Origin of the sequence: Candidatus Thiodictyon syntrophicum, from assembly GCF_002813775.1 — a bacterium.
GTDB lineage: Bacteria > Pseudomonadota > Gammaproteobacteria > Chromatiales > Chromatiaceae > Thiodictyon > Thiodictyon syntrophicum.
In genome coordinates this window covers 619,237-646,112 of record NZ_CP020370.1, presented here as the reverse complement: position 1 = coordinate 646,112, position 26,876 = coordinate 619,237, and the positions used below count along the sequence as shown (strand labels likewise).

Genomic DNA, 26,876 nt, shown 5'->3' with positions numbered 1-26,876 from the left:
TCTAACCTCGCGCACGCGCCCAGCGCATGGTCAAGCCCGCGACCAGGAAGAGTCCGGGCAGGAGGACCAGGGCGCCCAGCCCCAGGAGCAGGCGGCGGTCCTGGTCCAGGATCAGGCCCGCGGCCGGCGCGGGGTCCGGGGGCAGGGCGAACAGGCCCTCCTCCCCGCTCACCCAGCGCAGCAGTTTGAGACCCAGGGCGCGGTTGCCGTAGGCGTCGAGTTGGGCGTTGCTCAGGAAGTCCCCGTCCCCGACCACCAGCACCCGCTGCACCTGGCCGTCCTCGCCCAGGGGCCTGGTCAGGGCCAGGACCACCGGGAGCGGACCGGCCTGTTCGCCGACCACCTCGTCGCGGAAGACCTTGCCCTCGACGCGCCCGGTTTCGTTCCAACTCTCGCTGCCGGTGCTCAGATAACCGGCCAGGGTCCAGCCGGGGGCGGTGCGGGTCTCGAAGGCGAGCGCCCCGGGCAGCAGCGCGGGGTCCTTGAGACCGGCCCCCAGGGAGTCGTCCGGGAACTCGGCGATGACGGCCACCGCCGGGGTCTTGGACTCGAACTGCGCCGCCTTCGCGTCGACCACGGTGCCGGGGAGCACGCCGATGCCCAGGAGATCCAGCAGCGGTTCGAGCCCGTCGGCGGGCCCCGGGTCCATGAGCCAGAGCAGGTTGCCGCCGCGCTCCAGATACCGGGCGAGCCGTTGCACCTCCCCGGGGAAGAGTGCGAGCGCCGGGTTGGAGAGCAGGACCAGGTGGGTGTTGACCGGCACGTCCGCCGCCGTCGCCAGGTCCAGATTGCGCGGCAGGAAGCCGCGCTCCTTCAACTCCTGGGCGAAGCGGCCCAGGTCCGCGCCCCCCTCGCCGTCGATCCTGCGCTCCCCGTGGCCCTCCAGGACCGCCACCCAGGGCGCCCTGGTGCCGGCAAGGCGGGCAATGGCGGCGCTGAGGGTGCGCTCCCCGACCCGGCTCAGGGTCTCCCGGCGCCCCCGGTACTCGAGCATGATCTGACCGGCCAGGGTGACCTTGGCGTCGCGCGCCTGTTCCGGGAAGCGCTGGGGGTCGATGAAGCGCACCATGAGCCCCGGCAGGGCGTGCCGGTAGCGGGCCAGGAGGCGCTCGATGGCCTTGCCCAGGGGGTCCTGGGGGTCGGCGAAGACGCTGGCGCGCAGCGGTGAGTCGAGGCGGCTTAAGATCGCCGCGGACTCCGGGCTCAGGGAGTTGGCGCCCTCGCCGGTCCAGTCCCAGTAGCGGTCGTGGCGGGCGACCAGCCAGCCGGCCGCGATCACGCAGGCGAGCAGCAGCAGGGCGAAGAGAGCATCCGCCAGGGGGCGTTCAATGCCCTTGATGGCCCGGAAAATGGTTGTAGTCCAGGTTTTCATGAACCTAGGAAGAGTGGTTAGCCGCAAATGAACGCAAACGAACGCAAATAAATACCGCAGGTTGTCGGGCGTTTATCCACATTGGGAGATGGCCTCGCGGGTGCCCTGGGCTGGTGTCCGGGGAATGCCCAGCAATCGTTGTTGTTTTTTGCGTTTATTTGCGTTCATTTGCGGCTAACTCCGTTCTTGATTTACGCAAGCCGCCGATTGGCCAGCCGCCGGTGGGTCAGCGCCAGAAAGAGCCCGGTAAAGAGCAGAAAATAGGCCACATCACTGACCCGCACGGCGCCCAGCAGGAACCACAGCAGGTGCTCGTTCCAGGCGAGCCAGGCGAAGAGCGAGAGCCCCGGGAGGCTCAAGTCCTGGGCGCGCCCGATCACGGAGAACAGCAGCAGCAGGCCGAAGGCGGCCAATACCGCCGCCCCCGGCTGGGCGCTCAGGCTGGCGGCATAGAGCCCGATGGCACCGAACATCAGGCCCGCCAGCCACAGCCCCAGGGTGGCCGCGGCGAAGAGCCCCGGGTCCAGGTCGGCGACACCCAGGAGCAGGGTCAGGTTGGCCGCGGGCAGCAGGCACAGGGGGGTGAGCAGGGCCGCCACCCCGAGGAACTTGCCCAGGACCACGGCGTACAGGTGCACCGGCGCCGCGCCGATCAGATCGTAGGTCCCGTCCCTGAATTCGGCGCTCAGCATCCGCATGGCGATCAGCGGGGCAGCCAGCATGGCGATCACGGCGGCGATGCTGAACAGGTTCAGTGCCAGTTCCTGCGACAGGCTGGCCACCCGCTCATCGGCCCCCAGCCCGCTGAAGTCGTCGACCACCTTCAGAAAGACCCAGGCGAGCACCACCTGGCCCGCCCCGAGCAGCACCCACAAGAGCGGTGTGACCAGGCCGCCGCGCAGTTCCCGACCGACGATAGTGAGGATCACGCCGACTCCTGCGCCCCGATCAGGTCGAAGAAGACCCGCTCCAGGTCGCTGCGCTCGGCAGTCAGCTCCCGCAGCCCGAGCCCGGCCGCCACCACCTGCCGGGCCAGGTCCTCGGGTCCTTGGTCGGGCTTGAGGACGACGCGCGTGTACTCCTCCTGGAGCGGGCTTGCCTGCGCCACGCAGTCCAGGGCGCTGACCGCGGCGCAGTCCGCGGGCGGCGCCAGGCGCAGCCGCCAGACGAGGGTGCCGCGGTCGGTGGCGAGGTGGTCCCCGGACACCAGCCGCCCCTGATGGAGGATCGCCACGCGGTCGCACACCGCCTGGACCTCCGGCAGGACGTGGCTGGAGAAGATGATCCCGCTGTCGCACGCCAGCTCGCGCACCAGGGAGCGGATCTGGCGGACCTGCACCGGGTCCAGCCCCTCGGTAGGTTCGTCCAGGATCAGCAGCCGTGGCCGGTGCAGGATTGCCTGCGCGATGCCGAGCCGCTGCCGATAGCCCTTGGACAGCTTGGCGATGGGACGCCGGCCCAGCTCATCCAGACCGCAGCGGCACTTGGCCTGCGCCACCGCGTCCGCGGTCCTGGCGCGGGGGACCCGGTGCAGCCGGGCGCAGAACCCCAGGTACTCATCGATCCTCAGGTCCTGGTAGAGGGGCGGGCGCTCGGGGAGATAGCCCAGGAGTCGCTTGGCCCCGACCGGGTTGCGGGCGAGGTCGATGCCGGCGATCTCCACCCGCCCGCTGCTCGGGGCCAGGTTGCCGCTCAGGACCCGCAGACAGGTGGTCTTGCCGGCGCCGTTGGGCCCCAACAGGCCGAGCACCTCCCCCCGGGCCAGGGTCAGGTCGAGTCCCGCCAGGGCCGTATAGCGGCCAAAGCGGCGGGTCAGATCGGTTACGCGTACCAGGGTCTCCATAACCGGGGCACAATACCCGCTCGGGGGGGACTTGCCAAACACTCTTGCCGGGTCGGCGACCACTCGGAGGCGGCCGACGACGACAGCGCTTGGCGATTGGGCCGCGCCGTGGCACCCTCCCATCAGCACAGACGCCATCACCAAGAGGGGGCCATCCCGGATGCAACCGGAACGAGCAGACAGTGCGCTCACCCTGAGCGCCGAGGAACGACACGAAATGATCGCCGTCGCCGCCTATTACCTGGCGGAACAGCGCGGATTCCCCGGGGAGGGGGCGATGGATGACTGGATTCACGCCGAGCACCAGATCGACCGCATGGTCGAGCGGATGCGCCATGAGGGCGCCAACCGCCGCGCGCTGGAGCGGATAGGGCTGCGCAATGCCCTGAAGCTCTGGGGGCAGGACGGGGAGGACGCGCAGGCGTCCTGACCAGCGCCCGGCCGATCCCCCACCGATGGCGGGCGCCTGACTATTTGCGTGTCGGCTCGAGCGGCACACCGGGCTTCGCGGGGCCGGTGGGCTTGGGTTCCTCGACCGGCTTGGGTGGGGGTTTCGGTTGGAACTGCGGGGTCTTGGCGGCCGCCGCCCCGGCCCCGGTGCCGAGCATATTGAGCGCCTCGGCACTCTTGCCCGGGATCTCGAAGTGCATCTCGGGCCAGATGGCGAGCCCCTTGGCCGCGGACACGGTACCGCCGCCGGCCTGATCGATGGTGGTGCCCGACAGCGCCGTGCGCACGATCAGGTCGCTCTCCCCCGTGATCCCCGTGAGCTTGCCGGTGCCCCCGGTCAGCTTGAAGGTGCCGGTGCAGGAGCCGGGCTCGCCGTCGCAGTTGTACTCGGCGTAGATATAGTCGCCAGTCGGGCTCTCGATGGTGCAGTAGCCGTGACCCTTGATGGTGTTGGCGAGGATCTCGGTGATCTGGGTGGACGGGCAGGTGAAGAGGGCCGCGTCCAGGAGCCCCTGGCCGTGCTCGATATACATGATGCCCGCGAAGGTGCCGATGAACTGGAGCTTGTCTACGGCGACCTGGAAGACCTGTCCATTGGCCTCCCAGGGGGCGAGGATCTTGGCCGTGCCCTGTTCGGCCCACAGGGGCTGGGCGACGGCGATGCCGACGAGGGCGAGCAGGGGGGCAAGGCTGGCCATGGGGAACCCTAAGGCTTCGGTGCCGACGTGGGCGCGGGCGGTGCGGGGGGCTGCGCCGCCGGTGCCGCCCCGGCGGCGACCGCGTCCAGTCGCTCCATAGCCGCGGCGCCCTCATCGGGCGATTCGGATTGCACGACCGCCAGGCACTCGGAGATATAGTCCTCCATGTCCTCCGGGGCTACCTCTTCGTCGGCGGCCATTTTGCGACACTGATCGGCCGTCTCGTCGGCCAGGCTCAGGGTGGGGTAGCCGGCGGCCAGCAACGCGGCGAGCGGCAGGGCGTAGAGTGAACGCATCATTGTGATCGGACTCCTGAAGGGTAGATGGTCTTGCTACGGGGTAAGGACTCGCTGGACCCGGTCCAGCGGTTGGCAGTTCGACCGCACCGTGGTATAGGTTGGCGGATGATAGCCGCCCAGACCCCCTACGGTAAATCGGCGTCGGCCGGCGACCCGGCGACGCGCCCACTGCTGCTCGGCTGGCGGGAGTGGACGGCCCTGCCGGACCTTGGGCTGCACCTGATCAAGGCCAAGGTGGACACCGGGGCCCGGACCTCGACCCTGCACGCCTTCTATGTCGAGCCCCTGCGCCGCGGCGCCGCCCAGTCCGTGCGCTTCGGCGTACACCCGCTGCGCGGGCGCCTCGACGTGGTGGTGCATGGTGAGGCGCCATTGCTCGAGCGCCGCCGGGTCTGCGACTCCGGCGGGCACCGGGAGGAGCGTTGTGTGATCCTGACCCGGCTGCGGATCGGGGGCCGCGAGTGGCCGATCGAGCTGACCCTGACCAATCGCGAGACCATGCTGTTCCGGATGTTGCTCGGGCGCGGCGCCATCGCCGGACACGCGCTGGTCGATCCGCAATTGTCGTTTGTCACGGGGCGGCCGGTGCGGCCGGCCAGGTGCTATGGGGCGGACTGAGGCGCGCCCGCGAACCGCTCCAGCAGCCCTTCGATGGCGACCCGCACCGCCTGGTGTCGCACCTCCCCCCGGTTTCCGGCGAATTGCAGGCACCGCGCCCAGGGCGGGGCACCGGGGACTACCCAGGCGAACCAGACCGTGCCCACGGGTTTGTCCTCGCTGCCGCCGTCGGGTCCGGCGATGCCGCTCACGGCCACCGCCACCTGGGCCTGGCTGCGCGCCAGGGCGCCGGCCGCCATCTCCAGCACCACGGGTTCGCTGACCGCCCCGTGGGTTTGCAGTGTTTGCGTCGCCACCCCCAGCAGGTCCTCCTTGGCCGCATTGCTGTAGGTCACGAACCCGCGGTCGAACCAGGCACTGCTCCCGGCGATGTCGGTGACCACCTTGGCAATCCAGCCCCCGGTGCAGGATTCAGCCGTGGCGAGGCGCAGCCCCCGGGCGTGCAGGAGGGCACCGAGCCGGACGGCGAGTGGATCGAGGGATTCGGTCATGCGTTCGGTCTCGGTTGCGGGGTCCCCACGGCGGGGCACTGCCGTTAAGTTAAGGCGCACTCGCCGACCACGTCGCCTCTGCCTGGAGTCCAAGGCTTCAGCCTTGGCGCGCTCCAAGGCTGAAGCCTTGGACTCCAGGGGCTTGGGCTGCGGCGCTTAACTTAATGGCAGTGACGGTGGGGCGACCAGGGTTGCCACGGAGTCACAGGATACCGTGATCGTTGTCGTTGTCGTTGTCGTAGGTCGAATAATTCGACCACGATTACGACAACGACAACGAGGCCCGGTCCGTGAGAACGTCTGGTCGCTTCGGGCTGAAGGCAGCCAAGGCCGAAACCTCGGCCCGCGCCACCGGATTTCGCGGATTTCCCGGACTCACTCGCGGATCTGGGGTTATGCTCTACCCGGCACGGCTCGCCCCCTTCGCGTTGCACCTCATCAACCCCGTCGCGGGTTGGGGGCGAGGCCCGCTGCCCGGCCGGCACCAACCGGCCGGCACGCGAGCACGGCGCCGCCCCAGGTCCGGATCGGTCCCGATCCCGGGCCTGGCGGCGGCGACCTCGCCGCGCACCGACACCAAAAAAAATGAGAGCAATGAGGAGACACCATGTCCAACAAGCATCCGATCATCGCCGTCACCGGCTCGTCCGGGGCCGGCACCAGCACCGTCAAGAACGCCCTGGAGCGCATCTTCCAGCGCATCGGGGCGCGCGCCGCCTTCGTCGCGGGTGATAGCTTCCACCGCTATAACCGCGTGGAAATGAAGGAGGAACTGGCCAAGACGAAGGCCGAGGGCGTCAACCTGAGCCATTTCGGTCCGGAGGGCAACCTGTTCGACAAGCAGTTGGAGCTGTTTCAGGGCTATGGCCGCTCCGGCACCGGGGAGCGGCGCCAATACATCCACGACGAGGCCGAGGCCGCGCTTTACGGCGGTGATCCCGGGACCTTCACCGATTGGGAACAGATCCCGCAGGACACGGACCTGCTGTTCTACGAGGGCCTGCACGGCGGCGTGATGGCGGGCGATATCGACATGGCGAAGGAGGTGGATCTCCTGATCGGCGTCTGTCCCACCATCAACCTGGAATGGGTGCAGAAGCTGCGACGCGACACCCATGAGCGCGGCTACGCCCCCAAGGACGTGATGTTCACCATCTACCGGCGCATGTACGACTACATGACGTACATCCTTCCGCAGTTCTCGGTTACCCACATCAATTTCCAGCGCATCCCGCTGACCGACACCTCCAACCCACTGTGCGTCACCAACGTCCCCACGGCCGATCAAAGCCTGGTGCTGATCCACTTCCTGAAGCCCAAACCGAGCGTGGAATACAAGATCAACCTCAAGGGCCTGATCGACGGGACCATGATCACCGGCTTCAACACGCTGGTGATCCCCGGAGGCAAGATGATGTATGCGATGGAGCTGATCCTGATCGACCGCATCGTGGAGCTGTTGAAGCGGCGCGGGCAGTTGGCTGAATTCAAGGGCTGATGATCATAACGTCGGCCACGCGCCCTGTCGGCCACCCGTCGCGGCCGGGGGGCCGCTCCTACGGCGTAGGAGCGGCCCCCCGGCCGCGACGGCTATCACCCGCGAGGTGGGCGCAGTTATGACCAAGGTCGGCGTAGGAATAATCGCTCGGCACGGATGAATATCCCGCCCGGGAAGCGGCAACCCGGACTTTGGTCTGCTATCGCGTCCGGTACTCGCGGATGCGCGTTTGTTCGCTGAGAAGCGGCATTGTCGCAAGCGTGAAGACCTTGCCCTCAGTGGCTTGCAGCAATGCACACGCCTCCTCCACCGTGGCTAGCGCATCCATGGCGACCCGGATGGTCGCGAGCTTCTTCGCGGTCGACCAGGACGGTATCCACTCCGGCCGCAAGCCCCCTATCGCCATCCGCGTTATATGTCCGAAGGCGATGCAACGGGTATCGCCGAGGGTCGGTTTCATGCCGGCCAGGCGCAGCTCGGCCAGTTCGCGTTTCATCAGCCGCGCCAGTCCGGCCGCGTCCTCGAACAGCCAGGCGCGCGGCGTCGCGCCGCGGTCGCGGCAGACGAAGACGGTATCGACGATGGAGGAGGCGGTCCCATGGATATGGATGGACCCACCCATTTCAGCCGGGCAGGGTAGTGAGGCCGAACAGGTCAGGCCCGCGTCGAGGATAGCCAGCGCGGCAGCCTGATACGCCTCCTGCTTGTTGTGGTGGTAGGTGAACAGCAGCGGCGCGCCGGGCTTGAGTGCGGCCGCCATTCGTGTGTAGACGGCGGCGAGCCCTTCGGCGAAGTGTTCGATGTTGCGCTCGGCCGTTGCGTTGCCGGTCAGTTCGTCAAGGTGCCGGGTCGTCGTCAGCTCAAGGCCGGGGAAGTCGCCGCCCATGAGCTTGCGCAACCACACATAGCAGAAGTGCATCAGTTCACCATACTGAACCATCCCGAAATAGGGCGGGTCGGTAAATACACCGTCAAGGCTGTCCGGCGCCAGTTCTATGTCGGTCGATGAGAGGCAGCGGATATCGATGTCGCGCGGAGCGGCATCGGGCAGTTCCGGGTGTTTCTCTCCGATCCACTCACCGACAACGTAGTGCGTCGTCTTCTTCTTGCCGTCGAACAATACCTCGAACGGCGCGGTGCAGTAGCGTTTCGCCTTGGTGTATTTCTCGGTGATATTGACCCAAGCGCCCGAGCCGATCGGCGAACCGTTGGGGTTGCGCAGACCGAGGATATTGGACTCCACCTGCAGATAGCTGACCGGAAACCCGTGGATTGAAAAAATATCAAGGGATTTCAACGCCATTGCATCATAGCGGCAGAGCATGTTCTGATACCGCAGCAGGTCGGATAGATTCGTCGCCAAGGCCCGCCGCACCCGCCGGTCGGTTACGCCGGCAATAAACCGCGCGCTCGTTTCCAGTGCCAGCAACTGCCGGTCATTGAACAGTTCGCTGAACCGCTCATAGCCCCAGCGGTGCAGACGCGAGCTTTCGTCCCCCTCGGGTATCGCATCGTCGGGCACGAACGACGGACGCATCCGTTGCCATGCCGCACCTGCCGCCGCGACGCGCGCCAGATCCTCGGCGTCCGGCTTCTTGAACAGCCGACCCGGCCGCTTTTTCAGCTCGGGATTGTGATACTCCATGGCAAAAAGCCGGTGGGTGGGCGGGCCGGCGCCATGAAAGGGTGTGGCGTTCATCTGGCCGCAGTGCGGGCAGGGACATTTGTTGCGCTTGACCGGGCCATCGGCCCTGAGCCTCACCCCGCAGGCACAGTTGCCGGGATTTTTCGGGTCCGCCACCTCGTTGAGGTCGCCGCAGCCCGGGCAGATGAGCACATAGGCCGGATGCCGGGCGTCCTCGGCCAGCGTATAGCCGGGGAACAGGTCGAACTCCTGGCCGCAAGCCACACAGGTCCCCGTCTTCACCCACATGAAGTATTTGACGTCGGCGTCGGCCCGTCCGGTCAGCGGGCAGCGGGTCTTGTAGAAATGGCCAAGTTCCTGCGCCAGATGCCCGGCCAGCCGCCCGGCCGTTTCGGTATAGGCGCAGAGGTCGAGTGCGTCGATTTCCTCGCGTACCACCCAGGCCGCCATCGGGTTGATGTCGGTGCCGACGACATTGCAGCCGATCCGGTTCGCTTCAAGCAGCGGCGTACCCCCGCCCATGAAAGGGTCAACGACGGTGATTCCCGCGAAGCGGTGCGACTTGAAGTAGGTCGATGCGATGGGGCCCGCGGCAAATTCCGACAGCAATAGCCCGCGGAACAGGGTGCCGGGGCGACGGGCAAACCACTTGTGAACGGCAATGATCGGGCGATAATTCTGCTGAATCTGCTTCTCGCGCAGGGCGAGTGCGGCAATGAAACTGATGTTGTAGTTTTTTTCGATAGTCATTGGCCTGGCCTTTCGCGCATCCCCCAACAGGTCGTCGCACAGATTAAGAAAATGTTCAGCTATAGCGAAATCCGACTGCCCCTAAAATCGCAGAAACCTCACCGGGTTGCGACCGCCATTGGTGAGCAAGATGTTAATTCGCGTTGCCCCGATTTGGCTTCATGTTTCACGCGTGCCATTAGAATGCTGCGGACTAATGCGCAGGCCTTCGCCGCCCCTCGGTCTTATTATTCGGGTGGATGCCATCCGGCGAGTACCCAGAGACGACGAGCGGGGACGATATAAGGGTTATTGAGATTCAGCGCGGCGACCGTTGCGCGTCCGGTCGGTGTCAGGCCGACGATGCGGATGGCGTCCAGGTCCCAGGCGAAATGCTCGGCCCAGCGCTGCCCGCGCGGGTGGAACAGCGGGACCGTCGCCCCCGTATCCGGGTCGGGCGCCTCGACTTTCCTACCCTTGTAACTGTTGCACCAGGCGCAGGACAGCCAAAGATTCGACTCTTGCGAACTGCCGCCCAAGGCGCGGGGGAGGATGTGCTCGATATGCATCTGCGCGCCGCTGACGCGTTGGTCCGTCTGGCAGTAGCCACAGCGATAGCGGGCCGCGGCGGCAACCCGTTCGCGTAGCGCCTTCGGCAGCGTGTCGGCCATCAAGCCGCGGCTGCTTGTCTCAGCAATCGCTTGCCGCTGCGGATGCTGAGTAAGGCAAAGGCGCGGGCTTTGCGTAGGGTCAGTTCGCCATAGTGCTCCCGCAATACCTCGAGATCCCTTTGCTCCTCGGAGGCCAGTTCGTCGGCCCGCAGTCCCAATTCGCAAAGGCGTAGCCGGTCAGGTTCCGACATGTCGGTGCCGGCGATATCCATCAGGGCTCCATCGCTCAGCCAAGTCATTTCTATCAGCTGGGTCTGGAGCTTGGGCGGAATATCATCCAATGCCGGGAGGGCGGCTTCCAGCAGTGCGGCGAGTACCTGCTCCAAGGGGCGGTGCATGAGGCGTGCGGCCTGGTCTGCCTGTCGTACCACGGACTCGGACAATTCCAGTGTAATGTTGGTCATCGCAGGTCTTCTTTGGGTCAAGGGGCAGGCGTTCAGGATGGGGCCAGCATATCCAACCGAGATTGGGGTTGAAACCTGTTCTTTTGCCTGCCGGCGACGCGCCGTCAACTGCCGGTGCAACTCGCGCAGGGCGGCTGTCCGCAGAGCGATCCGCCAAGGCGACGCCGGGTGGTCCGCGTCTCGCGGTCAGTGCCCGAATGACGGGCGGGCCTCGCGGCTCCCGGCCGATTGGCGGAACCTCCCGTAGCGTTCCGCCCCACCGGTTCCCTGTCAGCCCCGCTGCGGCACGGCCGACCGCAGCAACCCACGCGGCGCTGCGACCAGCCACAGGTAGCTCAGCCCCGCCAGCAGCCCGCATAGGGCCATGCCGAGCAGCAGTGGGCGCGCCGTCCCGTCATGGGCCAGGCTGACCAGGGAGCCGACGATGGCCCCGGTGCCGAAGCGCGCCGCCCCGGAGAAGGCCGAGGCGGTCCCGGCCATGGGCGCGAAGTGCATCATGTAGCCCGCCATGGCGTTGCCGAGCACCACCCCGGCCACCCCCAAATAGAGCAGGGTGGCGAGTACGATCGCCCACAACGGCGGGGTTCCCCAGAGCGCGAGCCCCAGGAGCAGGAGCGCGGCGACCACCTGGACGCCCAGGCCCAGGCGCAACAGGCGCTCCGCCCCCAGGCGCGTGACCAGGCGGGCGTTGAGCGTGGTGGTCACCATGGCCGCGGCCACGTTGAGACCGAACAGGACCGCGAACCAGGCGGTCGGAACGGCGTGCAGGATGATATAGACGAAGGGCGAGGTGACGATATAGGTCATCATGCCGCCGAAGGAGAAGGCCCCGACGAGCAGATAACCCATACCGGTGCGATGGTGCATCAGTTGGAGATAGTTGCGCAGGACCCGACCCACATCCGCCGGATGGCGGCGCGCCGGCGGCAGGGTTTCCGGGAGCAACGCGAAGAAGAGCCCGATCGCGAGCAATCCAATCCCGTAGAGGGCGATGAAGACCCAGTGCCAACCCACCTGACCTACGATGAGCCCGCCGATGGAGGGTGCCAGCAGCGGTGCCAGGGACATCACCAGCATCACGAGGCTCAGCACCCGGGCGCACTCGTCTTTCTCACACAGGTCGCGCACCAGGGCCGGCACCGTAACCGCGACGGCCGCCCCGCCCAGGGCCTGGACCACGCGCGCCGCGATCAGCGTTTCCATGGAACCGGCCAGGGCGCACCCCAGACTCCCCAGGCAAAAGAGGGCCAGGCCGCCGCCGATGGTCGAGCGCCGCCCGCGCACGTCCGACAGCGGACCCAGGAACAACTGGGCCAGGGCAAAGACCCCGAGGTAGACGGTCACGGTGAGCTGGGCGAGTTCGATGCTCGAGCCGAGGTCCAGTGCGATCACCGGCAGGCTCGGCAGATACATATCGATGGCGAAGGGTGTCAGCCCCGAGAGCAGACCCAGGGTCAGGAGTATTGGCGGACGAATGTGCATGAAACCCTCGCAATGCGGCTTGCCGATGCCGGCTAGGGTAACCCGAAAGGCCGGGCGCTGCCTGGGCTGCGGCTGGCTGGCCGGGGGGGTGGGCCAGGCGTCGCGGCCGGGTCCTGGCAGGGAGTCCAAAGCCTTGGACTCCAAAGGGTCAAGCGAGGCGCTAGACCCAAAAAGAGTATTTGGCCGTAAATGAACGCAAATAAGCGCAAATAAATCTGCTGGTTAGCATCGTCGGGGGCGCTACCCGGACAGTGAACATGCAGTAAAGGCCAAGCGTCGGATTATTTGCGTCAATTTGCGTTCATTTGCGGCTAAACTGTTTTCTTGTCTAAAATAAGCGGTTAAGCCCGTTGAGCGCCGCCACCCGGTAGGCCTCGGCCATGGTGGGGTAGTTGAAGGTGGTCTCGGTGAAATAGCGGATGCTGTTCGCGCTCCCCTGCTGGGACATGATCGCCTGCCCGATGTGGACGATCTCGGCGGCCTGCTCGCCGAAGCAGTGGATGCCCAGGATCGCGAGTGTCTCGCGGTGGAACAGGATCTTCAGCATACCCACTGTGTGGCCGGTGATCTGGGCGCGGGCCAGCGACTTGAAATCCGCCTCGGCGACCTCGTAGGGGACCTGGGCCGCGGTCAGTTCGCGCTCGCTGCGCCCGATGGAGCTGATCTCCGGCACCGTGTAGATGCCGGTGGGAAACTCCTCGATCAGCGACCAGTCGCACTCCCCGTCCACGATATGGGCGCCCACGAAGCGTCCCTGATCATAGCTGGCGCTGGCCAGTGCCGGTGGTCCCACCACGTCGCCCACGGCATAGATGTGCGGGAGCGCCGTCTGGTAGCTAGCGTTGACCTCCAACTGACCGCGCCGGTTGGGGGTCAGGCCGATCGCTTCCAGTCCCATGTCACGGGTGTTGCCGGTGCGACCATTGGCCCACAACAGGACCTCGGTCTTGAACTTCTTGCCGGACTTGCAGTGCAGCACCACGCCGTCGTCCGTCGCCTCCACCCGGTCGGCGGTCTCGTCGTTGCGGATCACCACCCCGCTCTGGCGCAGGTGATAGCTTAGGGCATCGGTGATCTCGTCGTCCAGGTTGGACAGCAGCCGGTCGCGGGTGTTGACCAGGTTCACCTTGATGTCCAGGTAGCTCATGATCGAGGCATACTCGCAGCCGATAACTCCGGCCCCATAGATGGTCAGGGACCGCGGGGTGTGGGCCAGGGCAAGGATCGAGTCGCTGTCGCGCACCCGCGGGTGGCTGAAGTCCACGTCCGGCGGGTGATAGGGGCGCGAGCCGGTGGCGACGACGAAGTGCCGGGCGGTGAGTTCCTGCGCCGCCCCGCCCGGGCGCTCTACCGCGATCCGGTCGGGGGCCAGGAAGCGGGCGCGGCCGAAGACGACCTCCACCCGGTTGCGCTGGTAGTAGCGGTAGCGGGTGCGTACCTGCTCGTTGATGACCCCGTCGGCGGCGCGCAGCAGGTCCGGGAAATCCACCTCGATCTGATTGCGGGTGTGCTGAAACAGCGGGTTGCGCCGGTAATCCGCGAGCGTCTGGATGGAGTGGCGCAGGGCCTTGCTCGGGATGGTGCCCCAGTGGGTGCAGCCCCCGCCGACGGCGTTGTGGGCCTCCACCACGGCCACCTGTCGGCCGGCCTTGGCAAGTTTCATGGCGGCGCCCTCGCCGCCGGGGCCGGTGCCGATTACGATGCAGTCAAATTCTCGGATGGTCATGTGGGGGGCTCCGGCTGGTGAGGGTGGGGCCCAGTCCGGATCTGGGATGCCGGGCCGCTGATGCTCAGGTGCCTAGTGTACTGATTCTCGCGCACGTTGCCCGCAGCATCCGCGCGTTTTCGCCGGCGCGTCTGAGTCAGGTGGGGGCTCCTGCCCATGCGACCCTCATCCACCCATCTTCAGTTCATACCCCGCGGGTATCACGGCTCGCAGATGCTCGCTGGCATTGCTGCGAACCCGAAAGCCGGTGACCGTCTCGTCGCTGTAGAGCACACCAGATGCCGATGGCCAGAACGCCAGAACTGCACCAGGAAGCCAGTTGGCCACTCGCGTTGTTGGTAGCGAAGGAACCAAAATTCTTGCGGCGGCGGCGATAGCAATCACCAGCAGAATAATAGCCAAGAGATTGGCTATAATGAGTCCCCAGTGGGCGTGGAAAGGTTGTGACAAAAAATTGCCAATCAACTCGAAGCCGAAGCTGTAACTTTGGTAAGGCCCATCCAACGACCAAAGCGTGTGGTGTTGCGAGAATTCGATAAAGCCCGGTAGATGGTAAGAGACGGTGTCCCATTGCAAGGCACTATCCGGATTGAGCAGTGACGATGGAAGTGTCCAGCGGAGATAGTCCAGAACTGGTATTGCTCCGAGTAGACCGAAAACAATCAGGGTAAAATCGATCGACCTGGCACCTTGACCGCCCTCCAGCGTGGCCGGCGCCATTGGATTTTGGGTACTGAGCCTGGGAACCAGGAGCGAGCCTGCAACGGCGAGCAAGATGAATAAGCACCAAGCTGTTCTCGTGAACAGCATACCGAACATCCCTGGGATGAGGCATGAGACATACACCAGTCCGACCACGGTCACGATGCTGGCCAGGGCGGGTGGGATGCGCATTGCTTTCGCAGCGGCAAAGATTTTTCGCGTCAAGATCAAGATAACCCATACGGTAGCTATGTACAGCGCAATCAGCAGTATAACCAGTTCCACCAAATTGATATAACGTATACGCCAGCAGAGTACGGCTGAGACTGCCGCACGCTCTGGAGGTCAGTGTCGGCATCGCGGCTAGCACGCGATGGCCGGAACGAGGCCGAGAAAAAACAGTCGCACGCCAGCCATTATCGCTCAAAGCTGAAATGTTTATGACCTGAGTAACTACTGAACGCCGCGACCATCACTCCTTGTGCCCGAGGTCACAGCTGCGTACGATGAAAGATCGCTGCGGGTATCAGGCGAATGACCAGCATAATCCAGCGCCAGAACCACGGGGTATAGCAGATGTGCGTCCCGCGCGCGATGGCGCGCTGGATGTCGCGCGCCACCCGGTCGGGGCTGGCCCACAGGGGTCCCTTGGGAAAGGCGGCGGTCATGGGGGTGTCGACGAAGCCGGGTTTGATGGTCAGCACCCGCACCCCCGCCGGGGCCAGGCGGTGGGCCAGTCCCTGGAGGAAGATGGCGAGCGCGCCCTTGGCTGTCCCGTAAACATAGTTGCTCTGGCGCCCGCGGTCGCCGGCCACCGAGCCGATCACGGCCAGGGTGCCGCACCCCGCGGCCTGCATCCGGCTGGCAAGCGGCGTCAGCAGATCGATGACACTGATCAGGTTGACCTCCAATTCCCGCCGGGTGAGCGCGGCACTGGCGGCGCAGGCGGCCTGGTCCGGCAGGGACCCGTGGGCGATCAGGGCCACATCAAGGCCGCCGAGGGCCTCCCAGGCGGCGGCCACCAGGGCCTCGGCCCGGTCCGGCACTGTCGCGTCGTAGGCCCCGACCTCGACCATGGCGGCGCCGCGTACCCGCAGATCATCCGCAATGGCCGCCGCCCGCTCGGTGTGGCGCGCCGCCAGGAACAGGGTCGCCCCCTGGGCCGCATAGCGCCGGGCCAGCGCCTCGGCGATGGCGGAGGTGGCACCAACGATCAGGACCCGCGTGCTCATGCGACCGCCCCCGTGACCCGTCGCCAGAAGCTCGACGAGAAGGCCGGGTCGAGGTGGCGCCGGAATTCGTCGACCCGGGGGTAGCCGGCGGCAAACAACCGTGGGGACATATGGGCATCCTTCGCGGGATAGATGGCCCCGCCCGCCTGCGCGACCAGGGTGTCAAGGGTTTCAAAAAGGCGGAGTGTGGCACGGCCCTTATATGGGAAGTCAAGGGCCAGCGTGACCCCGGGGCGGGGAAAGGACAGCAGGCCGGCCGCCGGCCGGTCACCGAAGACCTTCAGTACGCTGAGGAAGGACCCCTGCCCGGAGCCTGCGATGCACGCGAGCATCGCCCGGGTGGCGTCGCGGCCTGCGGACATGGGTACGACCGATTGATACTGGAGAAAACCCTTGGGGCCATAGATGCGGTTCCACTGACCGATGCCGTCCAGGGGGTAAAAGAAGGGTGCAAAGTGTTCCACGCCGTTCGTCGGGCGGCGCGGCTGCTTGCGGTAGAAAATCTCGTTGAAGGCCCGCAAGGTGGGCGTGGCGATCAACGACAGGGGCGGGTCGAAGGGGATGGACGGCGCTCGGCCCGGCGGCCTGGGCGCGTCTTCGCAGGTTGGAGCCGCATGGTTCCCCGCCAGGTAGATGCCGCGACCGAGGTGCCGTCCGGACGCCAGGCAATCGATCCAGGCCACCGTGTATTCGTGTTCCCGGTCCGCGCCGAGGGCCAGCTCGAAAAAGCCGTCCAGATGGTCGAAGCGCGTCCGCTCCACCTGGACATAGGGATTGGCGATACGCTTCAACCGAAACTCGGCCCAGGTGATCAGGCCGGTCAATCCCAGGCCGCCGATGGTGGCGGCGAACAGGTCCGCCCGTTCGGTGGGGCCGCAGCGCAGGCGCTCGCCGGAGCTGCGCAGCAGTTCCAGGCGGATGACCTGGTGACCGAAGGTGCCGGCCAGGTGGTGGTTCTTGCCGTGCACGTCATTGGCGATGGCCCCGCCGACGGTGACGTAGCGGGTGCCCGGCGTCACCGGCAGGAACCAGCCGCCGCCGACCGTCAGGGACAGGATCTCACTGAGCAGGACCCCGGCCTCGCAGCGGATCAGGCCGGTGGCGGGGTCGAAGGCCAGGAAGCGGTCCAGGCCCCGGGTCGCGAGCAGGGTGCCGCCGTTGTTCAGGCAACTATCCCCATAGCTGCGGCCGTTGCCGAAGGGCAGCACGCTGCCCGCGACCCGCGGCAGCGGTTGATCGCGAAAACGCAGGGATCGCACGCCTGCGGGTAACGCCCGCGGGTAGCGCCCCCAGGACTGGTAAGGCGTGAGCGCTGCCATCCGCTCTAGAGCGCAAACCACAGGGCCAGGACACACAGCAGGAGGGTCGCCTGGCTGCCCCGATCGGCGATGGCGAAGACCAAGGGGTCGTCGTGCATGAGCCCGCGATGGGCGATGGACCAGGTACGCGCTATCCAGTAGAGCAGCAGCGGACAGACCAGCCAGATGATCTGCGGATCGCGGTAGAGTGCCCGAACCTCCGGACTGTTGATGTAGAGGGCCAGCACCATGACCGCGCTGTAACCCGCGGGGATGCCGAGCCCCCGCACCAGCTCCAGGTCCTTGATCCCGTAACCGCGCCCGGATGCCCAGTCGCCCCCGTCGCGGCGCAGCGACTCGAGCTCCGCGTAGCGCTTGAGATAGGCGAGGCTTAATAACAGAAACATGGAGAAGGCGAGCAGCCAGAACGACAGGGGTATGCCAATCGCCGCCGCGCCGCCGATCACCCGCAGGGTGTAGAGACCAGCCAGCGTCAGCACGTCCAGCGTCATCCGGCGCTTCAGGTGCAGTGAGTAGGCCAAGGTGGCGGCGAAATAGGCGCCCAGGACGACCAGAAACAGCGGCGGCAACCAGGCGCCGACCGCGGCGGCGACCGCCACCAGCACCGCGGCCAGCGCCAGCCCCCAGCCGATGGGCAGGTCGCCGCAGGCCAGGGGGCGCTGTCGCTTGCGCGCGTGTTGGCGATCCGCCTCGAGATCGAGCAGGTCGTTGATCACATAACCGGCGGAGGCCATCAGGCTGAAGGCCAGGAAGGCCGCAACCGCGCCCAGGATGGCGTGCAGGTCCAGGAACAGATGGGCGGCCAGCAGGGGTACAAACACCATGGTATTCTTGAGCCACTGGTGCGGTCGCAAGGCCCGGATCAAGGGTGACAGGGGGGACCCGCGCCGGCTCAGCAATTCATGGGGAAGGTGGTTGCGCGCCAATGCGGAGCGCACCCCCGGTTGCGGATTCACGACGATGGCGCGCCGGGCATGGCGCCAGACCGCGAGATCCTTCCTGGAATCCCCGATATAATCGAATCCGCCCTCGCCGTACAATCCGAGCAGTCGCTCGGCCTTGACCCGGGCGGAGAGGTTGGTGGCGGCGTCGCTGGCGTGCACCGCGTCGAAGATCCCCAGGTGCAGGGCGATCTGCTCGGCATACTTGCGGTTCGACGCGGTGGCAAGCACCACCGGACGCCCTGCCGCCTTGGCCGTCTGCGCCAGGGCCAGCACCGCCGGGTGGTAGGGCAGCAGGTCGACGCGCAGTTCGGCCAGTTCGGCCAGGCGCTGCTTGAGGTGTGCCCGGCCCCGCACGAGCCCGAACAGGGCCGCGACCGCCGCGACGGGCCGGTCCTTGAGCGCCTTGAGGCCCGACTCCAGCAGCAGATCGGTGCGCACTAGGGTCTGGTCGAGATCGATACAGAGCGCCACTGTCGTCTCGTCCATACCCTCGCGGTGACCTCGGCGCTTTGTGCGAACGGCAAGCGGTCTGAGCGCCGCGTCCCGCGGGACTGATACGCTGCCGACCGCCGACGGTGGTGGATTGCTGCGCCTGGTTCGCCCATCGAGAGGCGTCCGGCTGCAGGGGGGAATCATACCCCTAGAGCGTGGCCAAAGCGCCGCATCTTGGGCGCGATCAGAACTGATGTGGTGACCGAAATCCCGGGTACGCTGTCCTGGTCGTTGTCGTTGTCGTTGTCGTGATCGGATTGTTCGATTACGACAACGACGCCCGGTCCGTAAGAAGGTCCGGTCGCGCACCGGCATCTCCCCCCACTGGACAAGCCGCGCAGGGCGTGTTTTTCTCTCGAGTCCCGATCCTCCCGCGCCGAGTCTCGCCATGTTCAGACGCCCCCTCACCACCGCCGCCGCGCTCCTGCTGACCCTGTCCCTGTTGGGCGGCGGCCTCCTGTACTGGGTGCTCAAACGCGCCGAGCCGCCCTACTCCGGCGAGGTCCGGGTCCCGGGCCTGGACGCACCGGTCACGGTCCGCTTCGGGCCCCACGCGGTGCCCAGCATCCAGGCGGACTCCACCCACGACCTGCTGTTCGCCCAGGGTTACCTGGTGGCCGGCGAGCGGATGTGGCAGATGGACCTGATGCGCCGGCTGGCCGACGGGCGACTGGCGGAGGTCTTCGGGCCGGACGCACTGGACGCCGACCGGCTGTTCCGGACCCTGGGGCTCAATACCGCGGCACGGCGCGCCCTGGCCGAGTTGGAGGCGCCCCAGCGCGCCCTGCTCAGCGCCTACGCCGACGGGGTGAACGCCTATCGTGCCCGGGCCGCGCACCGGCTGCCCATCGAGTATCTGCTCGCCGGTTTCGCGCCGACACCCTGGCGGCCCGAGGACAGCCTGCTGATCGGCGCCTACATGGCCTTCACCCAGACCTTCAACCTCAAGGAGGAGCTGACCTATCTGCGCCTGGCACAGCGCCTGGGTCGCGAGCGGGCGCGCGAGCTCTTCCCGACCGACGAGGGCGTACCGGCCCCGGCGGTGCCGCCCGAACTGCCGGACCGACCGCTCGGTACGCCGGGCGGGAGCGCCGCGGCCGCGAACCCGGCCGCCCTGGCTGCGCTGCTGGACGCGCCCGCGCGCTTCGGCCTGCCGGTGCCCGGAGCGGCCAGCAACGCCTGGGCAGTCACGGGTGTGCGCACCGCCGACGGCCGGGCCCTGCTCGCCAATGATCCCCACCTGCCCCCGGCGATGCCCGGCACCTGGTACGAACTGGAGCTGATCGGGCCCGACCTGCATGTGGCCGGGCTCGCCCTGCCCGGGGTGCCGCTGGTGCTGATCGGCCACAACGCCGACCTCGCCTGGGGCCTCACCAGCGCCATTACCGACACCCAGGACCTGTTCCTGGAGCGCCCCACCGCGGACGGGGAGCATGTGGAGCGGGCCGGCGGGCCGCCGGAGCCGATCAGCACCCGGGTGCAGCGCATTGAGGTCAAGGACGCGCCGGCGGTGGAACTGGCACTGCGCCGCACCAGCCGCGGGACCATCCTCAATGACCTGCTCGCCCACCCGCCGGGGATGGAGCCGGGGTCGCTCCCGGCCGTCGCCAGCCGCGACCTGCTCGCCCTGAGTCAGGTAACGGACCCGCCGGACCGCAGCCTGGCCGCGCTGGCCGGGCTCGCCCGGGCGCGCACCCTGCCGGCGGCGCACGGCGCCGGCTGGGATTTTCGCGCCGTGGCCCAGAACCTGATCCTCGCCCATCGCGACGGGGGTATCGCCTGGCAGGTCACCGGCCTGCTGCCGCACCGCGCCAAGGGCGCCGGGACCTTCCCCGCCCCCGGCTGGGTGGCGGGCTACGGCTGGGACGGCCTGGTCCCCCCAAGGCAGAACCCGACCCTGTCCGATCCCCCCGGGGCCGCGCTCATCACCGCCAACAATCGCACCATCCCGCTGGACTACCCGGTGAACCTGAGCCACTCCTGGCTCGCGCCCTACCGCGCCCAGCGGATCGCAGAGCGGCTGGCGACGGCCCCGGCGCTCGATGCCGCCGCCATGGCCGCCATCCAGACCGACCGCACGAGCATCCAGGCGCGCCTGACCCAGCAAGCCCTGCGCCGCATCGAGCCCGAGCTGCGCGCCGCCGACCCCGCCGCCTGGGACATCGCCGAGCGCGACCTGTTGTCCTGGGACTGCGTCATGGATGGGTCGAGTCGCGCCGCGGCACTCTATGCCCTGCTGGAGCCGGCCCTGTGGCAGGCCATCTATGGGGACGAGTTGGGGGAGGACCTGGCGCCCCTGATGTCGCTCGCCTACCTCAGCTACAACTCCCTGCAAGAGACCCTGCGCACCGGTGAGTCCGGCTTCTGGGACGATGTGGGCACCCCCGCGGTCGAGTCACCCGCGCAGATCTGGGGCCGCGCCCTGCGCGCCGCCGCGGCGGACCTGGCCGCCGCCCGGCCCGACCCCCGCGACCAGCGACTCGACCGGTTGCGCACCCTCACCTTCCCCCACGCCTTCCACGGCCTGCCGCTCCTGGGGCGCCTCTTCGATGTCGGCCCCATCGGGGTCGGCGGCGCGGCCGATACGCTCGATGTGATGAAGTCGTCGCCGCAGGACCCCGGTCGCGGACTGGTAATCCCCTCCATGCGGGTGGTCCAGGTGCCCGCGGACTGGGGCCAGACCCGGGGCACCCTGCCGCTCGGCCAATCCGGTCACCGCCTCTCACCCTATCGCACCGACCAACTCGACGACTGGTTGGCCGGCCGCGGCCACCCCTGGCCCTGGAACGGACCGCCCGCGCAGGAGACTAAGGGGGTGCTGATGTTACGGCCGGCGGGGCAGTGAGCACCAGGGAGCGCCGGGTACCCGCTCGGCTTGCTCTCGTGACCCCGCTGCCGCGGTGTCACGCAGGTGTCAGGCGCCGTGCGCCTCGCAACGGATAACTGGAGTTGATAGTGACCAACCAGCACCATGGTTCGCGTTTTCTTCCCATGCCCCGGGTTCCCCACGCCCTGCTCGCCCTGCCGCTCTGCTCCGCATTGAGCCTGGCGCCGGGGAGCGGTCGCAGTGCCCCGGCGAGCGTGGCCGGCATCGATTTCGATACCGACAATGTCACCACCAGCACCGACATCGTCAGCGGCGGCTACGACACCAACCATGGCACGGCCCTGCACAGCGGGACCTCACCGTCCTGGACCATCCCCGACTCACTCGGCACCCGCTTCCTGGTTCCGACCTTCCAGTCCACTTACAGCGCCGACTCGGCCACCACCGGCCGGCCCGGCAGCGCGGTCACCCTGGGGCATGACGCGAACTTTCCCCCGACCTCAGGCAACCCGCGCGACGCCATCCAACTGGCCTGGTCAGACGGCAAGGGACTCGCCAACCTGCCCGGCCCCGACCTGGCGATCTTCGAGGCCGCCACCAGTGAGGCCTTCGGGGCACGCCTGTACCTGGACACCCTGGGTTGGACGAACTGGCGCTACACGCCTGACCATGAGGTCTACAGCACGGACAACGACGCCACCGCGACCCTGATCGACTTCGACGACTTCAATGACTTCGACGTACTGACGGACTGGCCGGATGCAGTCGTCACCGCGATCCAGATCTGCAACCTGTTGATCGACGACCTGGTCGATACCCAGATCGAGGGCACGCTCGGCAAAGGCACCGTCCATTTCGGCGGCACCACCGGCTACCTGCCCGGCCGCTACAGCAGCAGTCAGGATAAATGGGTACCATTCGAGTCCACCAAGTTCGACCCGGACATCCAGTACGTCGTCGGTCTGCACGACCTCGTGGCTGGGAGCGGCGGCATCATCCCCCCCGCGCCCTTCACCCTGCCCCTGAGCCCGCTATTCGCCCCGGCGACCCAGGCCGCAGCCCCCGCACCCGCTCCGCTTGCCCTATTGGTGCCGTTCCTTGTCTGGCCCTGGTGGCAGGCCTATGGTCGGCGGAACCTGATCGGCTCAAGGCCGGACATCAAGCGCGCGGGTTGCGGTGTCGTTGGCCCGCACAGCGGACCCTACGGGGAATCCGCGGCCATGCTGTGCGGAGCGAGCGCGGCCGGTCGGGGGCCACGGCAGTTTGCGAGGTCGCGTCGCGGCTGAAGCCGCTCCCACCGGGGGCCGGCCTGACTTTCACGGTAAGGCGGCGACCGGCGGTGGCGATGCTTTTTCGCGCATACATCGACACCCGGTGGCCGAGACGATGATCAAACACGGCGTAGCGAACCATACCGGGGCTCTTTCGTTACCTTTGAGGTCGGCATTGGTCTTGATCCCCTACTCGGCACCCGCCGGCCACACCCGCGCCAGCAGCGCGATCAGGTCGGCATCCTGGCGGGCGGTGAGCGCGGCGGCCAGGCGTTGGCGCAGGCGCTCGTTGCCGCGATAGGCGGTCAGGTCGCGCAGAACACGCTCGGCGATGCGGTGCTCGCCGTCGGCGACCAGGGACAGCAGCCAGTCGAAGGCGGCCTCGCTGCGGTGCAGGGCGGCACCCTTGAGCAGGACCTGCTCGGCCGCGCCCTTGTAGGGCTCGGCGTCCCAGCGGGTCCGCAACTCGGTGAGCGCCTCCGGGAGGCGGGACTCGCCCAGGGCCAGGGCCGCCAGTTCACGCAGGGTGGGGTCGCCCCGGTCCAGAAAGGTCCCGACGAAGGCGGCGCAGGGGGCCGCGTCCAGCCGCAGCAGGGCGAGCAGGCAGGCGCCCGTGACCTCGGGCTCGGGGTCGCCGCACTGTGCCTTGGTGCGCAGGACGGACTCCGCGGCGATGGGCTCACAGCAGGCGATGGCGTCCATCACCCCGGCCCGCACCCGGGGTTCCGGGTCCGCCAAAAGGCGGATGAGTTCGGGCAGGGCGCGGGCATAGGCGGTCGCGGCCAGACCCATGGCGCAGCTCACGCGGCAGTCCAGCGCGGTATCCTGGCTGCCGCCCCAGGCGGGTTCGAGTTGGCGCAGGCGGATGCCGGTCAGGAAGAACTCGACATTGGCACAGTCCAGGGCGACCAGGGCGCGGGCGATGGCGCCCTTGGCGGTGCACTGGGGGTCCTGGGTGTGGGGCCCGTCCGCCAGTCGGCGGAAGGCGGCGATCAGGTCCGGCTCCAGTGGGTAGAGGAGCCCGTCGCCCGCATACCCCGCCGCGGCGGCGACCAGGCGGTAGTTGGGATCGGCCAGGGCCGGACGCAGGGTCTCGAGGGTCGCCCCGCCATCCGCCACGGCCGTCCGCAGCCCGGCCAGGCGCTCCGTCAAGCGGTTATCGGCGTCGATCCGGCGTTTTGCCATGGCTGTATAGTGGTTGGTGGCTGGTGGTCAGTGGCTAGTATGATGCAAGCCTGTACAGGGATCTCCTCCCTCTCCCTGGTTACCAGTACCACCAGGCGCAATTGTTCGGACCATTTAGGCGTAGGGTGCGCCGCGCGCACCTTGAGAGGCTGCGCTCGGGTGCTGCCGTCAGCGTCTCGGGCGGCGCCGTGGTGCGCACGGCGCACCCTACGGCAGCGGCGCGGTCAATGGTCCGGGCACCCCATCACTAGCCGCTGAACCCCGAACCCCGAACCCCGAACCCTGACCTCATGCTCGTCTATCTCCACGGACTCAACAGTTCCGGCCGCTCGGCCAAGGCCGCGGCGCTGCGTGAACGCCTCTCGCCTTACCCGGTACTGGCGCCGGACTACCAGGCCCACCGCCCGCCCGCCGCGGTGGCGCGCCTCACCGCCTTCTTCGCTGACCTGGGGCCGGCGTGCCCGGCCGTCGTCGGCAGTTCCATGGGCGGATTCTATGGTCAGTGGCTGGCGCGCCGCTTCGCCTTCTCGCACCTGTTCCTGATCAATCCGGCCCTGACCCCCTGGGACCTGCTCCCGCCCCATCTGGGCGAGACCATGACCACGGCGGACGGGGAAACCTACCAGATCACCCGGGAGCTGATCGAGGCCACCCGCGCCTACGGCCTCGCCGACCCCTGCGATGGGGTGCCGACCACGCTCTTCCTGGACCGCGGCGACGAGGTGATCGACTATCGGATCGCGCAGTCAAATTACCGGCGCTGCGGCCGGCTGCTGATCTGGGACGGGGGCGACCACGCCTTCCAGCATTTGGACGAGGCGATCGACTGCATCCGCACGCACCTGAGCACGCAGCGCCGGGAGTCGCAGCAAGCGGGCTGAGTAACGAGTCAAGAACAAGTCACACGCAATCGTTGTCGTTGTCGTTGTCGCTATCGTTGTCGTGATCGCAGAAGCGATGCAATTTGCGGTGCGGGAAAATCCGCGGCGCTACGATGACCTCGATTACGACAACGACAACGACAACGACAACGACAACGGCGCGAAGAGCCCGTAGGGTCCGCTGTGCGGGCCGAGCCACCGGGGCCGGGCTCAGGCAAGCAGCCGTTTGGCGATGTGGACCCCGCCCACATAGGTCCCGAGCGCCGCCCCCAGGCTGCTCAGCAGGAAGACGACGAAGACCCGCGCCACCCGGTTGCGCCACCAGCCGCCGAGGGTCGCGGCATCGGTACGCAGGCGGCTGAAGTCGCCCACGCTCGGCGCCCGCAGCCACAGCTCCACCGCCCCGGTGACCATCCCGGCGCCGATGGCGGGGTGGAGCGTGGTGAGCGGTGCCGCGAGAAAGCCGGCCGCGATGGTCAGCGGGTGAGCGCCGGCGATCAGGGTGCCCAGGGCACAGAGCCCGCCGGTGATGAGGACCCAGGAGAGCACCAGGTCCCAGCCCAGTTGCGGGCTCTGCACGAAGCCCCAGGCGAGCCCGCCCAGCACCAGCACCAGGACCAGCCAGGGCAGGACGGACGGCCCGCGGCGCGGCGGCGGCACCTGTTCCAGGTCGCGCAGGCAGGCCTGCGGGTCCCCCGGGGCTGCATCCAGGTCGCGGGCGATGCCGGCCAGGTGGCCGGCCCCCACCACGGCCAGGACGCGGCGCGCCCCGACGCGCTGCGCCTCCAGGCGCAGCTTGGCGGCCATGTAGCGGTCGCGCTCGGCGATCAGCGGGACGAAGAGGTCCTCGCGGTCCTGGGCAAACTCGGCGAAGGCGGTCTCGAGCACATCCCCCTCCTTGAGCCGTTCCACCTCGTCCGCGGTGACCTTCTCGCCGGAGAGCAGGGCGGTCAGGAGCCCGGCGAAGAGGGTGGTGCGCCGCCACCAGCCCAGGCGCGCCGCGATGCGTCGGAAGGTCACGCCGATCTCGCGGTCGATCAGCAGCACCGGCAGCCCCCGCTCCTGGGCCAGGCGCACGGCGATGCGCTGCTCGGCACCTGGCTCGATATCGAACTGGTCAGCCAGGCGCTGCTGATAGGCGGCCAGCGCCAGGTTGGCCACGACCATATAGACCCGCCCCTGGCGGATGACCGAAAAGAGATCCATGCCGGCCAGTGCCTGCGGATCGGTCAGGGCGGCGAAGCGGCTGCGGCACAGTTCCACCGCCACCGCGTCGTAATCGCCGCCCTCGATCAGCCGACTGACCTGGGCGACGCTGACCCGCGACACATGGGCGGTGCCCAGCAGCGTGACGCGGGCCGCACCGATGGTGCGCTCGCACTGGGGCTGCGCCGCCGGGGCGCTGGGCGGGGCACTGGGCGGTTGCGGCATGGATGGATCCTGGTCGGGCGGGCGCGAGGCGTGGCCGCGCCATCATACGCCGACGCCACGTTGGTGGGCCTGGGGCGATGCCGTAGAATCGCCGTCAGCCCCGGGGCGGTCATGTCGATCGCGCCGCCACGCCGGGGCGCTACCCTTACCATGCCGAGTAACCAGGATGAACCCCCAACCCGTCGGCCGACTGATCCTCGTCCTCGTCCTCGCCCTCTGCGCCCTGGTGGGCGGCGGTTGCGTCGTCATGAACGACCAGCGCGCCCTGGCCCTACAGGCCGCGACCGCCCGCTACGAGTCCGCCATCCGCTGGGGCTATTTCGAGACCGCTTACGGCTTCGTGGACCCCGCCCTGCGCAAGGGCAAGGACCTGCCGGCCCTGTACAAGGACCTGCGTCTCACGGGCTACGAGGTCGTGCAGCAGCCCATGGAGGCGGACAAGGGCAAGGCGACCCAGATCGTCACCATCGACTACCTCCATGAAGACCGGCAGAGCATGATGACCCTCACCGACCGGCAAGTCTGGCAGTATGACAAAGACCTCAAGAACTGGTGGCTGGTCTCCGGACTGCCTGCGTTCAAATAGGGCGTTCACATGGCGATCGGCAGGCGCGCGGCGCCCCTGCCCTTCCCGTTTCCGCCCGCCCGGGGTACCCTCCCGCTTTG

At 67.7% G+C, this 26,876-nt stretch carries 24 protein-coding genes; 7 read left to right on the top strand and 17 right to left on the bottom strand.

Going from position 1 to position 26,876, the window contains the following annotated elements; all coding sequences use genetic code 11:
* Window position 1: 1 nt before the first annotated feature.
* From THSYN_RS02770 to THSYN_RS02760, 3 genes are all read right to left on the bottom strand, one after another.
* Window positions 2-1,372, bottom strand: coding sequence for a GldG family protein (locus THSYN_RS02770; RefSeq protein ID WP_100917797.1), 1,371 nt, complete (start codon window positions 1,370-1,372; stop codon window positions 2-4).
* A 191-nt stretch (window positions 1,373-1,563) separates the two neighbouring features.
* Entirely contained in the window at window positions 1,564-2,301 is a 738-nt protein-coding gene (locus THSYN_RS02765; protein ID WP_100917796.1) for an ABC transporter permease, read from the bottom strand.
* On the bottom strand, window positions 2,298-3,215 hold the full coding sequence (locus THSYN_RS02760) for an ABC transporter ATP-binding protein (RefSeq protein WP_100917795.1): 918 nt from the start codon (window positions 3,213-3,215) through the stop codon (window positions 2,298-2,300). The genes THSYN_RS02765 and THSYN_RS02760 overlap by 4 nt, the downstream gene beginning before the upstream one ends.
* 160 nt (window positions 3,216-3,375) lie before the next feature.
* Between THSYN_RS02760 and THSYN_RS02755 the strand changes: the two genes are divergently transcribed.
* Complete coding sequence (locus tag THSYN_RS02755; protein ID WP_100917794.1) at window positions 3,376-3,645, top strand: DUF2934 domain-containing protein; 270 nt, start codon at window positions 3,376-3,378, stop codon at window positions 3,643-3,645.
* Between the two features lie 40 nt (window positions 3,646-3,685).
* Here the strand turns inward: THSYN_RS02755 and THSYN_RS02750 are convergent, their stop codons facing one another.
* Window positions 3,686-4,363, bottom strand: coding sequence for a hypothetical protein (locus THSYN_RS02750; protein ID WP_236848778.1), 678 nt, complete (start codon window positions 4,361-4,363; stop codon window positions 3,686-3,688).
* Window positions 4,364-4,371: 8 nt separating this feature from the next.
* Window positions 4,372-4,662: a hypothetical protein gene (locus THSYN_RS02745; RefSeq protein ID WP_100917793.1), complete on the bottom strand. Its 291-nt coding sequence runs from the start codon at window positions 4,660-4,662 to the stop codon at window positions 4,372-4,374.
* Window positions 4,663-4,767: 105 nt separating this feature from the next.
* Here THSYN_RS02745 and THSYN_RS02740 point away from each other — a divergent pair, with 105 nt between their 5' ends.
* Entirely contained in the window at window positions 4,768-5,280 is a 513-nt protein-coding gene (locus THSYN_RS02740; protein WP_100917792.1) for an ATP-dependent zinc protease family protein, read from the top strand.
* Here the strand turns inward: THSYN_RS02740 and pncC are convergent.
* Window positions 5,265-5,771, bottom strand: a complete 507-nt coding sequence (gene pncC, locus THSYN_RS02735; RefSeq protein ID WP_100917791.1) for a nicotinamide-nucleotide amidase — start codon at window positions 5,769-5,771, stop codon at window positions 5,265-5,267. The genes THSYN_RS02740 and pncC overlap by 16 nt on opposite strands.
* A gap of 607 nt (window positions 5,772-6,378) precedes the next feature.
* On the opposite strand from pncC, the gene THSYN_RS02730 reads away from it, so the two are divergent.
* A complete protein-coding gene (locus tag THSYN_RS02730) occupies window positions 6,379-7,269 on the top strand; it encodes a phosphoribulokinase (protein ID WP_100917790.1) in 891 nt (296 codons plus the stop codon).
* 199 nt (window positions 7,270-7,468) lie between these two features.
* Here THSYN_RS02730 and THSYN_RS02725 read toward each other — a convergent pair whose 3' ends face one another.
* The 9 genes from THSYN_RS02725 to THSYN_RS02685 form a co-directional block, all read right to left on the bottom strand.
* Window positions 7,469-9,664: a DUF1156 domain-containing protein gene (locus THSYN_RS02725; RefSeq protein ID WP_100917789.1), complete on the bottom strand. Its 2,196-nt coding sequence runs from the start codon at window positions 9,662-9,664 to the stop codon at window positions 7,469-7,471.
* Between the two features lie 227 nt (window positions 9,665-9,891).
* The gene (locus THSYN_RS02720) at window positions 9,892-10,314 is read right to left on the bottom strand and encodes an HNH endonuclease (protein ID WP_100917788.1); all 423 of its coding nucleotides are present in this window, start codon (window positions 10,312-10,314) and stop codon (window positions 9,892-9,894) included.
* A complete protein-coding gene (locus THSYN_RS02715) occupies window positions 10,314-10,718 on the bottom strand; it encodes a hypothetical protein (protein ID WP_100917787.1) in 405 nt (134 codons plus the stop codon). The genes THSYN_RS02720 and THSYN_RS02715 overlap by 1 nt, the downstream gene beginning before the upstream one ends.
* A gap of 270 nt (window positions 10,719-10,988) precedes the next feature.
* Window positions 10,989-12,329: a Bcr/CflA family multidrug efflux MFS transporter gene (locus THSYN_RS02710; protein ID WP_335582487.1), complete on the bottom strand. Its 1,341-nt coding sequence runs from the start codon at window positions 12,327-12,329 to the stop codon at window positions 10,989-10,991.
* A gap of 199 nt (window positions 12,330-12,528) precedes the next feature.
* A complete protein-coding gene (sthA, locus tag THSYN_RS02705) occupies window positions 12,529-13,926 on the bottom strand; it encodes a Si-specific NAD(P)(+) transhydrogenase (protein ID WP_100917786.1) in 1,398 nt (465 codons plus the stop codon).
* Window positions 13,927-14,091: 165 nt separating this feature from the next.
* Window positions 14,092-14,913 carry a hypothetical protein gene (locus THSYN_RS02700; RefSeq protein ID WP_157817413.1) on the bottom strand — a complete coding sequence of 274 codons (822 nt, stop codon included), beginning with the start codon at window positions 14,911-14,913 and terminating at the stop codon, window positions 14,092-14,094.
* Window positions 14,914-15,119: 206 nt separating this feature from the next.
* Window positions 15,120-15,860: an SDR family oxidoreductase gene (locus tag THSYN_RS02695; RefSeq protein ID WP_100917784.1), complete on the bottom strand. Its 741-nt coding sequence runs from the start codon at window positions 15,858-15,860 to the stop codon at window positions 15,120-15,122.
* On the bottom strand, window positions 15,857-17,179 hold the full coding sequence (locus tag THSYN_RS02690) for an FAD-binding oxidoreductase (RefSeq protein WP_100917783.1): 1,323 nt from the start codon (window positions 17,177-17,179) through the stop codon (window positions 15,857-15,859). The genes THSYN_RS02695 and THSYN_RS02690 overlap by 4 nt, the downstream gene beginning before the upstream one ends.
* A 5-nt stretch (window positions 17,180-17,184) precedes the next feature.
* Window positions 17,185-18,609 (bottom strand): UbiA family prenyltransferase, encoded by a 1,425-nt coding sequence (locus THSYN_RS02685; protein ID WP_100917782.1) that lies wholly within the window; start codon window positions 18,607-18,609, stop codon window positions 17,185-17,187.
* Window positions 18,610-19,003: 394 nt separating this feature from the next.
* Between THSYN_RS02685 and THSYN_RS02680 the strand changes: the two genes are divergently transcribed.
* Window positions 19,004-21,460 carry a penicillin acylase family protein gene (locus THSYN_RS02680; protein ID WP_100917781.1) on the top strand — a complete coding sequence of 819 codons (2,457 nt, stop codon included), beginning with the start codon at window positions 19,004-19,006 and terminating at the stop codon, window positions 21,458-21,460.
* A 110-nt stretch (window positions 21,461-21,570) separates the two neighbouring features.
* Complete coding sequence (locus THSYN_RS02675; RefSeq protein WP_100917780.1) at window positions 21,571-22,728, top strand: hypothetical protein; 1,158 nt, start codon at window positions 21,571-21,573, stop codon at window positions 22,726-22,728.
* A 174-nt stretch (window positions 22,729-22,902) separates the two neighbouring features.
* Here the strand turns inward: THSYN_RS02675 and THSYN_RS02670 are convergent, their stop codons facing one another.
* Window positions 22,903-23,898: a hypothetical protein gene (locus THSYN_RS02670; RefSeq protein ID WP_100917779.1), complete on the bottom strand. Its 996-nt coding sequence runs from the start codon at window positions 23,896-23,898 to the stop codon at window positions 22,903-22,905.
* Window positions 23,899-24,188: 290 nt separating this feature from the next.
* On the opposite strand from THSYN_RS02670, the gene THSYN_RS02665 reads away from it, so the two are divergent.
* Window positions 24,189-24,779, top strand: a complete 591-nt coding sequence (locus THSYN_RS02665; protein ID WP_100917778.1) for a YqiA/YcfP family alpha/beta fold hydrolase — start codon at window positions 24,189-24,191, stop codon at window positions 24,777-24,779.
* A 210-nt stretch (window positions 24,780-24,989) separates the two neighbouring features.
* Here THSYN_RS02665 and THSYN_RS02660 read toward each other — a convergent pair whose 3' ends face one another.
* Window positions 24,990-26,210, bottom strand: a complete 1,221-nt coding sequence (locus tag THSYN_RS02660; protein WP_100917777.1) for a TraB/GumN family protein — start codon at window positions 26,208-26,210, stop codon at window positions 24,990-24,992.
* A gap of 166 nt (window positions 26,211-26,376) precedes the next feature.
* On the opposite strand from THSYN_RS02660, the gene THSYN_RS02655 reads away from it, so the two are divergent.
* On the top strand, window positions 26,377-26,796 hold the full coding sequence (locus THSYN_RS02655) for a hypothetical protein (RefSeq protein WP_100917776.1): 420 nt from the start codon (window positions 26,377-26,379) through the stop codon (window positions 26,794-26,796).
* Window positions 26,797-26,876: the final 80 nt, after the last annotated feature.

Coding starts and splice junctions, on each gene's coding strand:
- THSYN_RS02770 (WP_100917797.1), bottom strand. CDS start 1,372: ATGAAAACCTGGACTACAACCATTTTCCGGGCCATCAAGGGCATTGAA.
- THSYN_RS02760 (WP_100917795.1), bottom strand. CDS start 3,215: ATGGAGACCCTGGTACGCGTAACCGATCTGACCCGCCGCTTTGGCCGC.
- THSYN_RS02755 (WP_100917794.1), top strand. CDS start 3,376: ATGCAACCGGAACGAGCAGACAGTGCGCTCACCCTGAGCGCCGAGGAA.
- THSYN_RS02750 (WP_236848778.1), bottom strand. CDS start 4,363: ATGGCCAGCCTTGCCCCCCTGCTCGCCCTCGTCGGCATCGCCGTCGCC.
- THSYN_RS02745 (WP_100917793.1), bottom strand. CDS start 4,662: ATGATGCGTTCACTCTACGCCCTGCCGCTCGCCGCGTTGCTGGCCGCC.
- THSYN_RS02740 (WP_100917792.1), top strand. CDS start 4,768: ATGATAGCCGCCCAGACCCCCTACGGTAAATCGGCGTCGGCCGGCGAC.
- pncC (WP_100917791.1), bottom strand. CDS start 5,771: ATGACCGAATCCCTCGATCCACTCGCCGTCCGGCTCGGTGCCCTCCTG.
- THSYN_RS02730 (WP_100917790.1), top strand. CDS start 6,379: ATGTCCAACAAGCATCCGATCATCGCCGTCACCGGCTCGTCCGGGGCC.
- THSYN_RS02725 (WP_100917789.1), bottom strand. CDS start 9,664: ATGACTATCGAAAAAAACTACAACATCAGTTTCATTGCCGCACTCGCC.
- THSYN_RS02720 (WP_100917788.1), bottom strand. CDS start 10,314: ATGGCCGACACGCTGCCGAAGGCGCTACGCGAACGGGTTGCCGCCGCG.
- THSYN_RS02715 (WP_100917787.1), bottom strand. CDS start 10,718: ATGACCAACATTACACTGGAATTGTCCGAGTCCGTGGTACGACAGGCA.
- sthA (WP_100917786.1), bottom strand. CDS start 13,926: ATGACCATCCGAGAATTTGACTGCATCGTAATCGGCACCGGCCCCGGC.
- THSYN_RS02695 (WP_100917784.1), bottom strand. CDS start 15,860: ATGAGCACGCGGGTCCTGATCGTTGGTGCCACCTCCGCCATCGCCGAG.
- THSYN_RS02690 (WP_100917783.1), bottom strand. CDS start 17,179: ATGGCAGCGCTCACGCCTTACCAGTCCTGGGGGCGCTACCCGCGGGCG.
- THSYN_RS02685 (WP_100917782.1), bottom strand. CDS start 18,609: ATGGACGAGACGACAGTGGCGCTCTGTATCGATCTCGACCAGACCCTA.
- THSYN_RS02680 (WP_100917781.1), top strand. CDS start 19,004: ATGTTCAGACGCCCCCTCACCACCGCCGCCGCGCTCCTGCTGACCCTG.
- THSYN_RS02670 (WP_100917779.1), bottom strand. CDS start 23,898: ATGGCAAAACGCCGGATCGACGCCGATAACCGCTTGACGGAGCGCCTG.
- THSYN_RS02665 (WP_100917778.1), top strand. CDS start 24,189: ATGCTCGTCTATCTCCACGGACTCAACAGTTCCGGCCGCTCGGCCAAG.
- THSYN_RS02660 (WP_100917777.1), bottom strand. CDS start 26,210: ATGCCGCAACCGCCCAGTGCCCCGCCCAGCGCCCCGGCGGCGCAGCCC.
- THSYN_RS02655 (WP_100917776.1), top strand. CDS start 26,377: ATGAACCCCCAACCCGTCGGCCGACTGATCCTCGTCCTCGTCCTCGCC.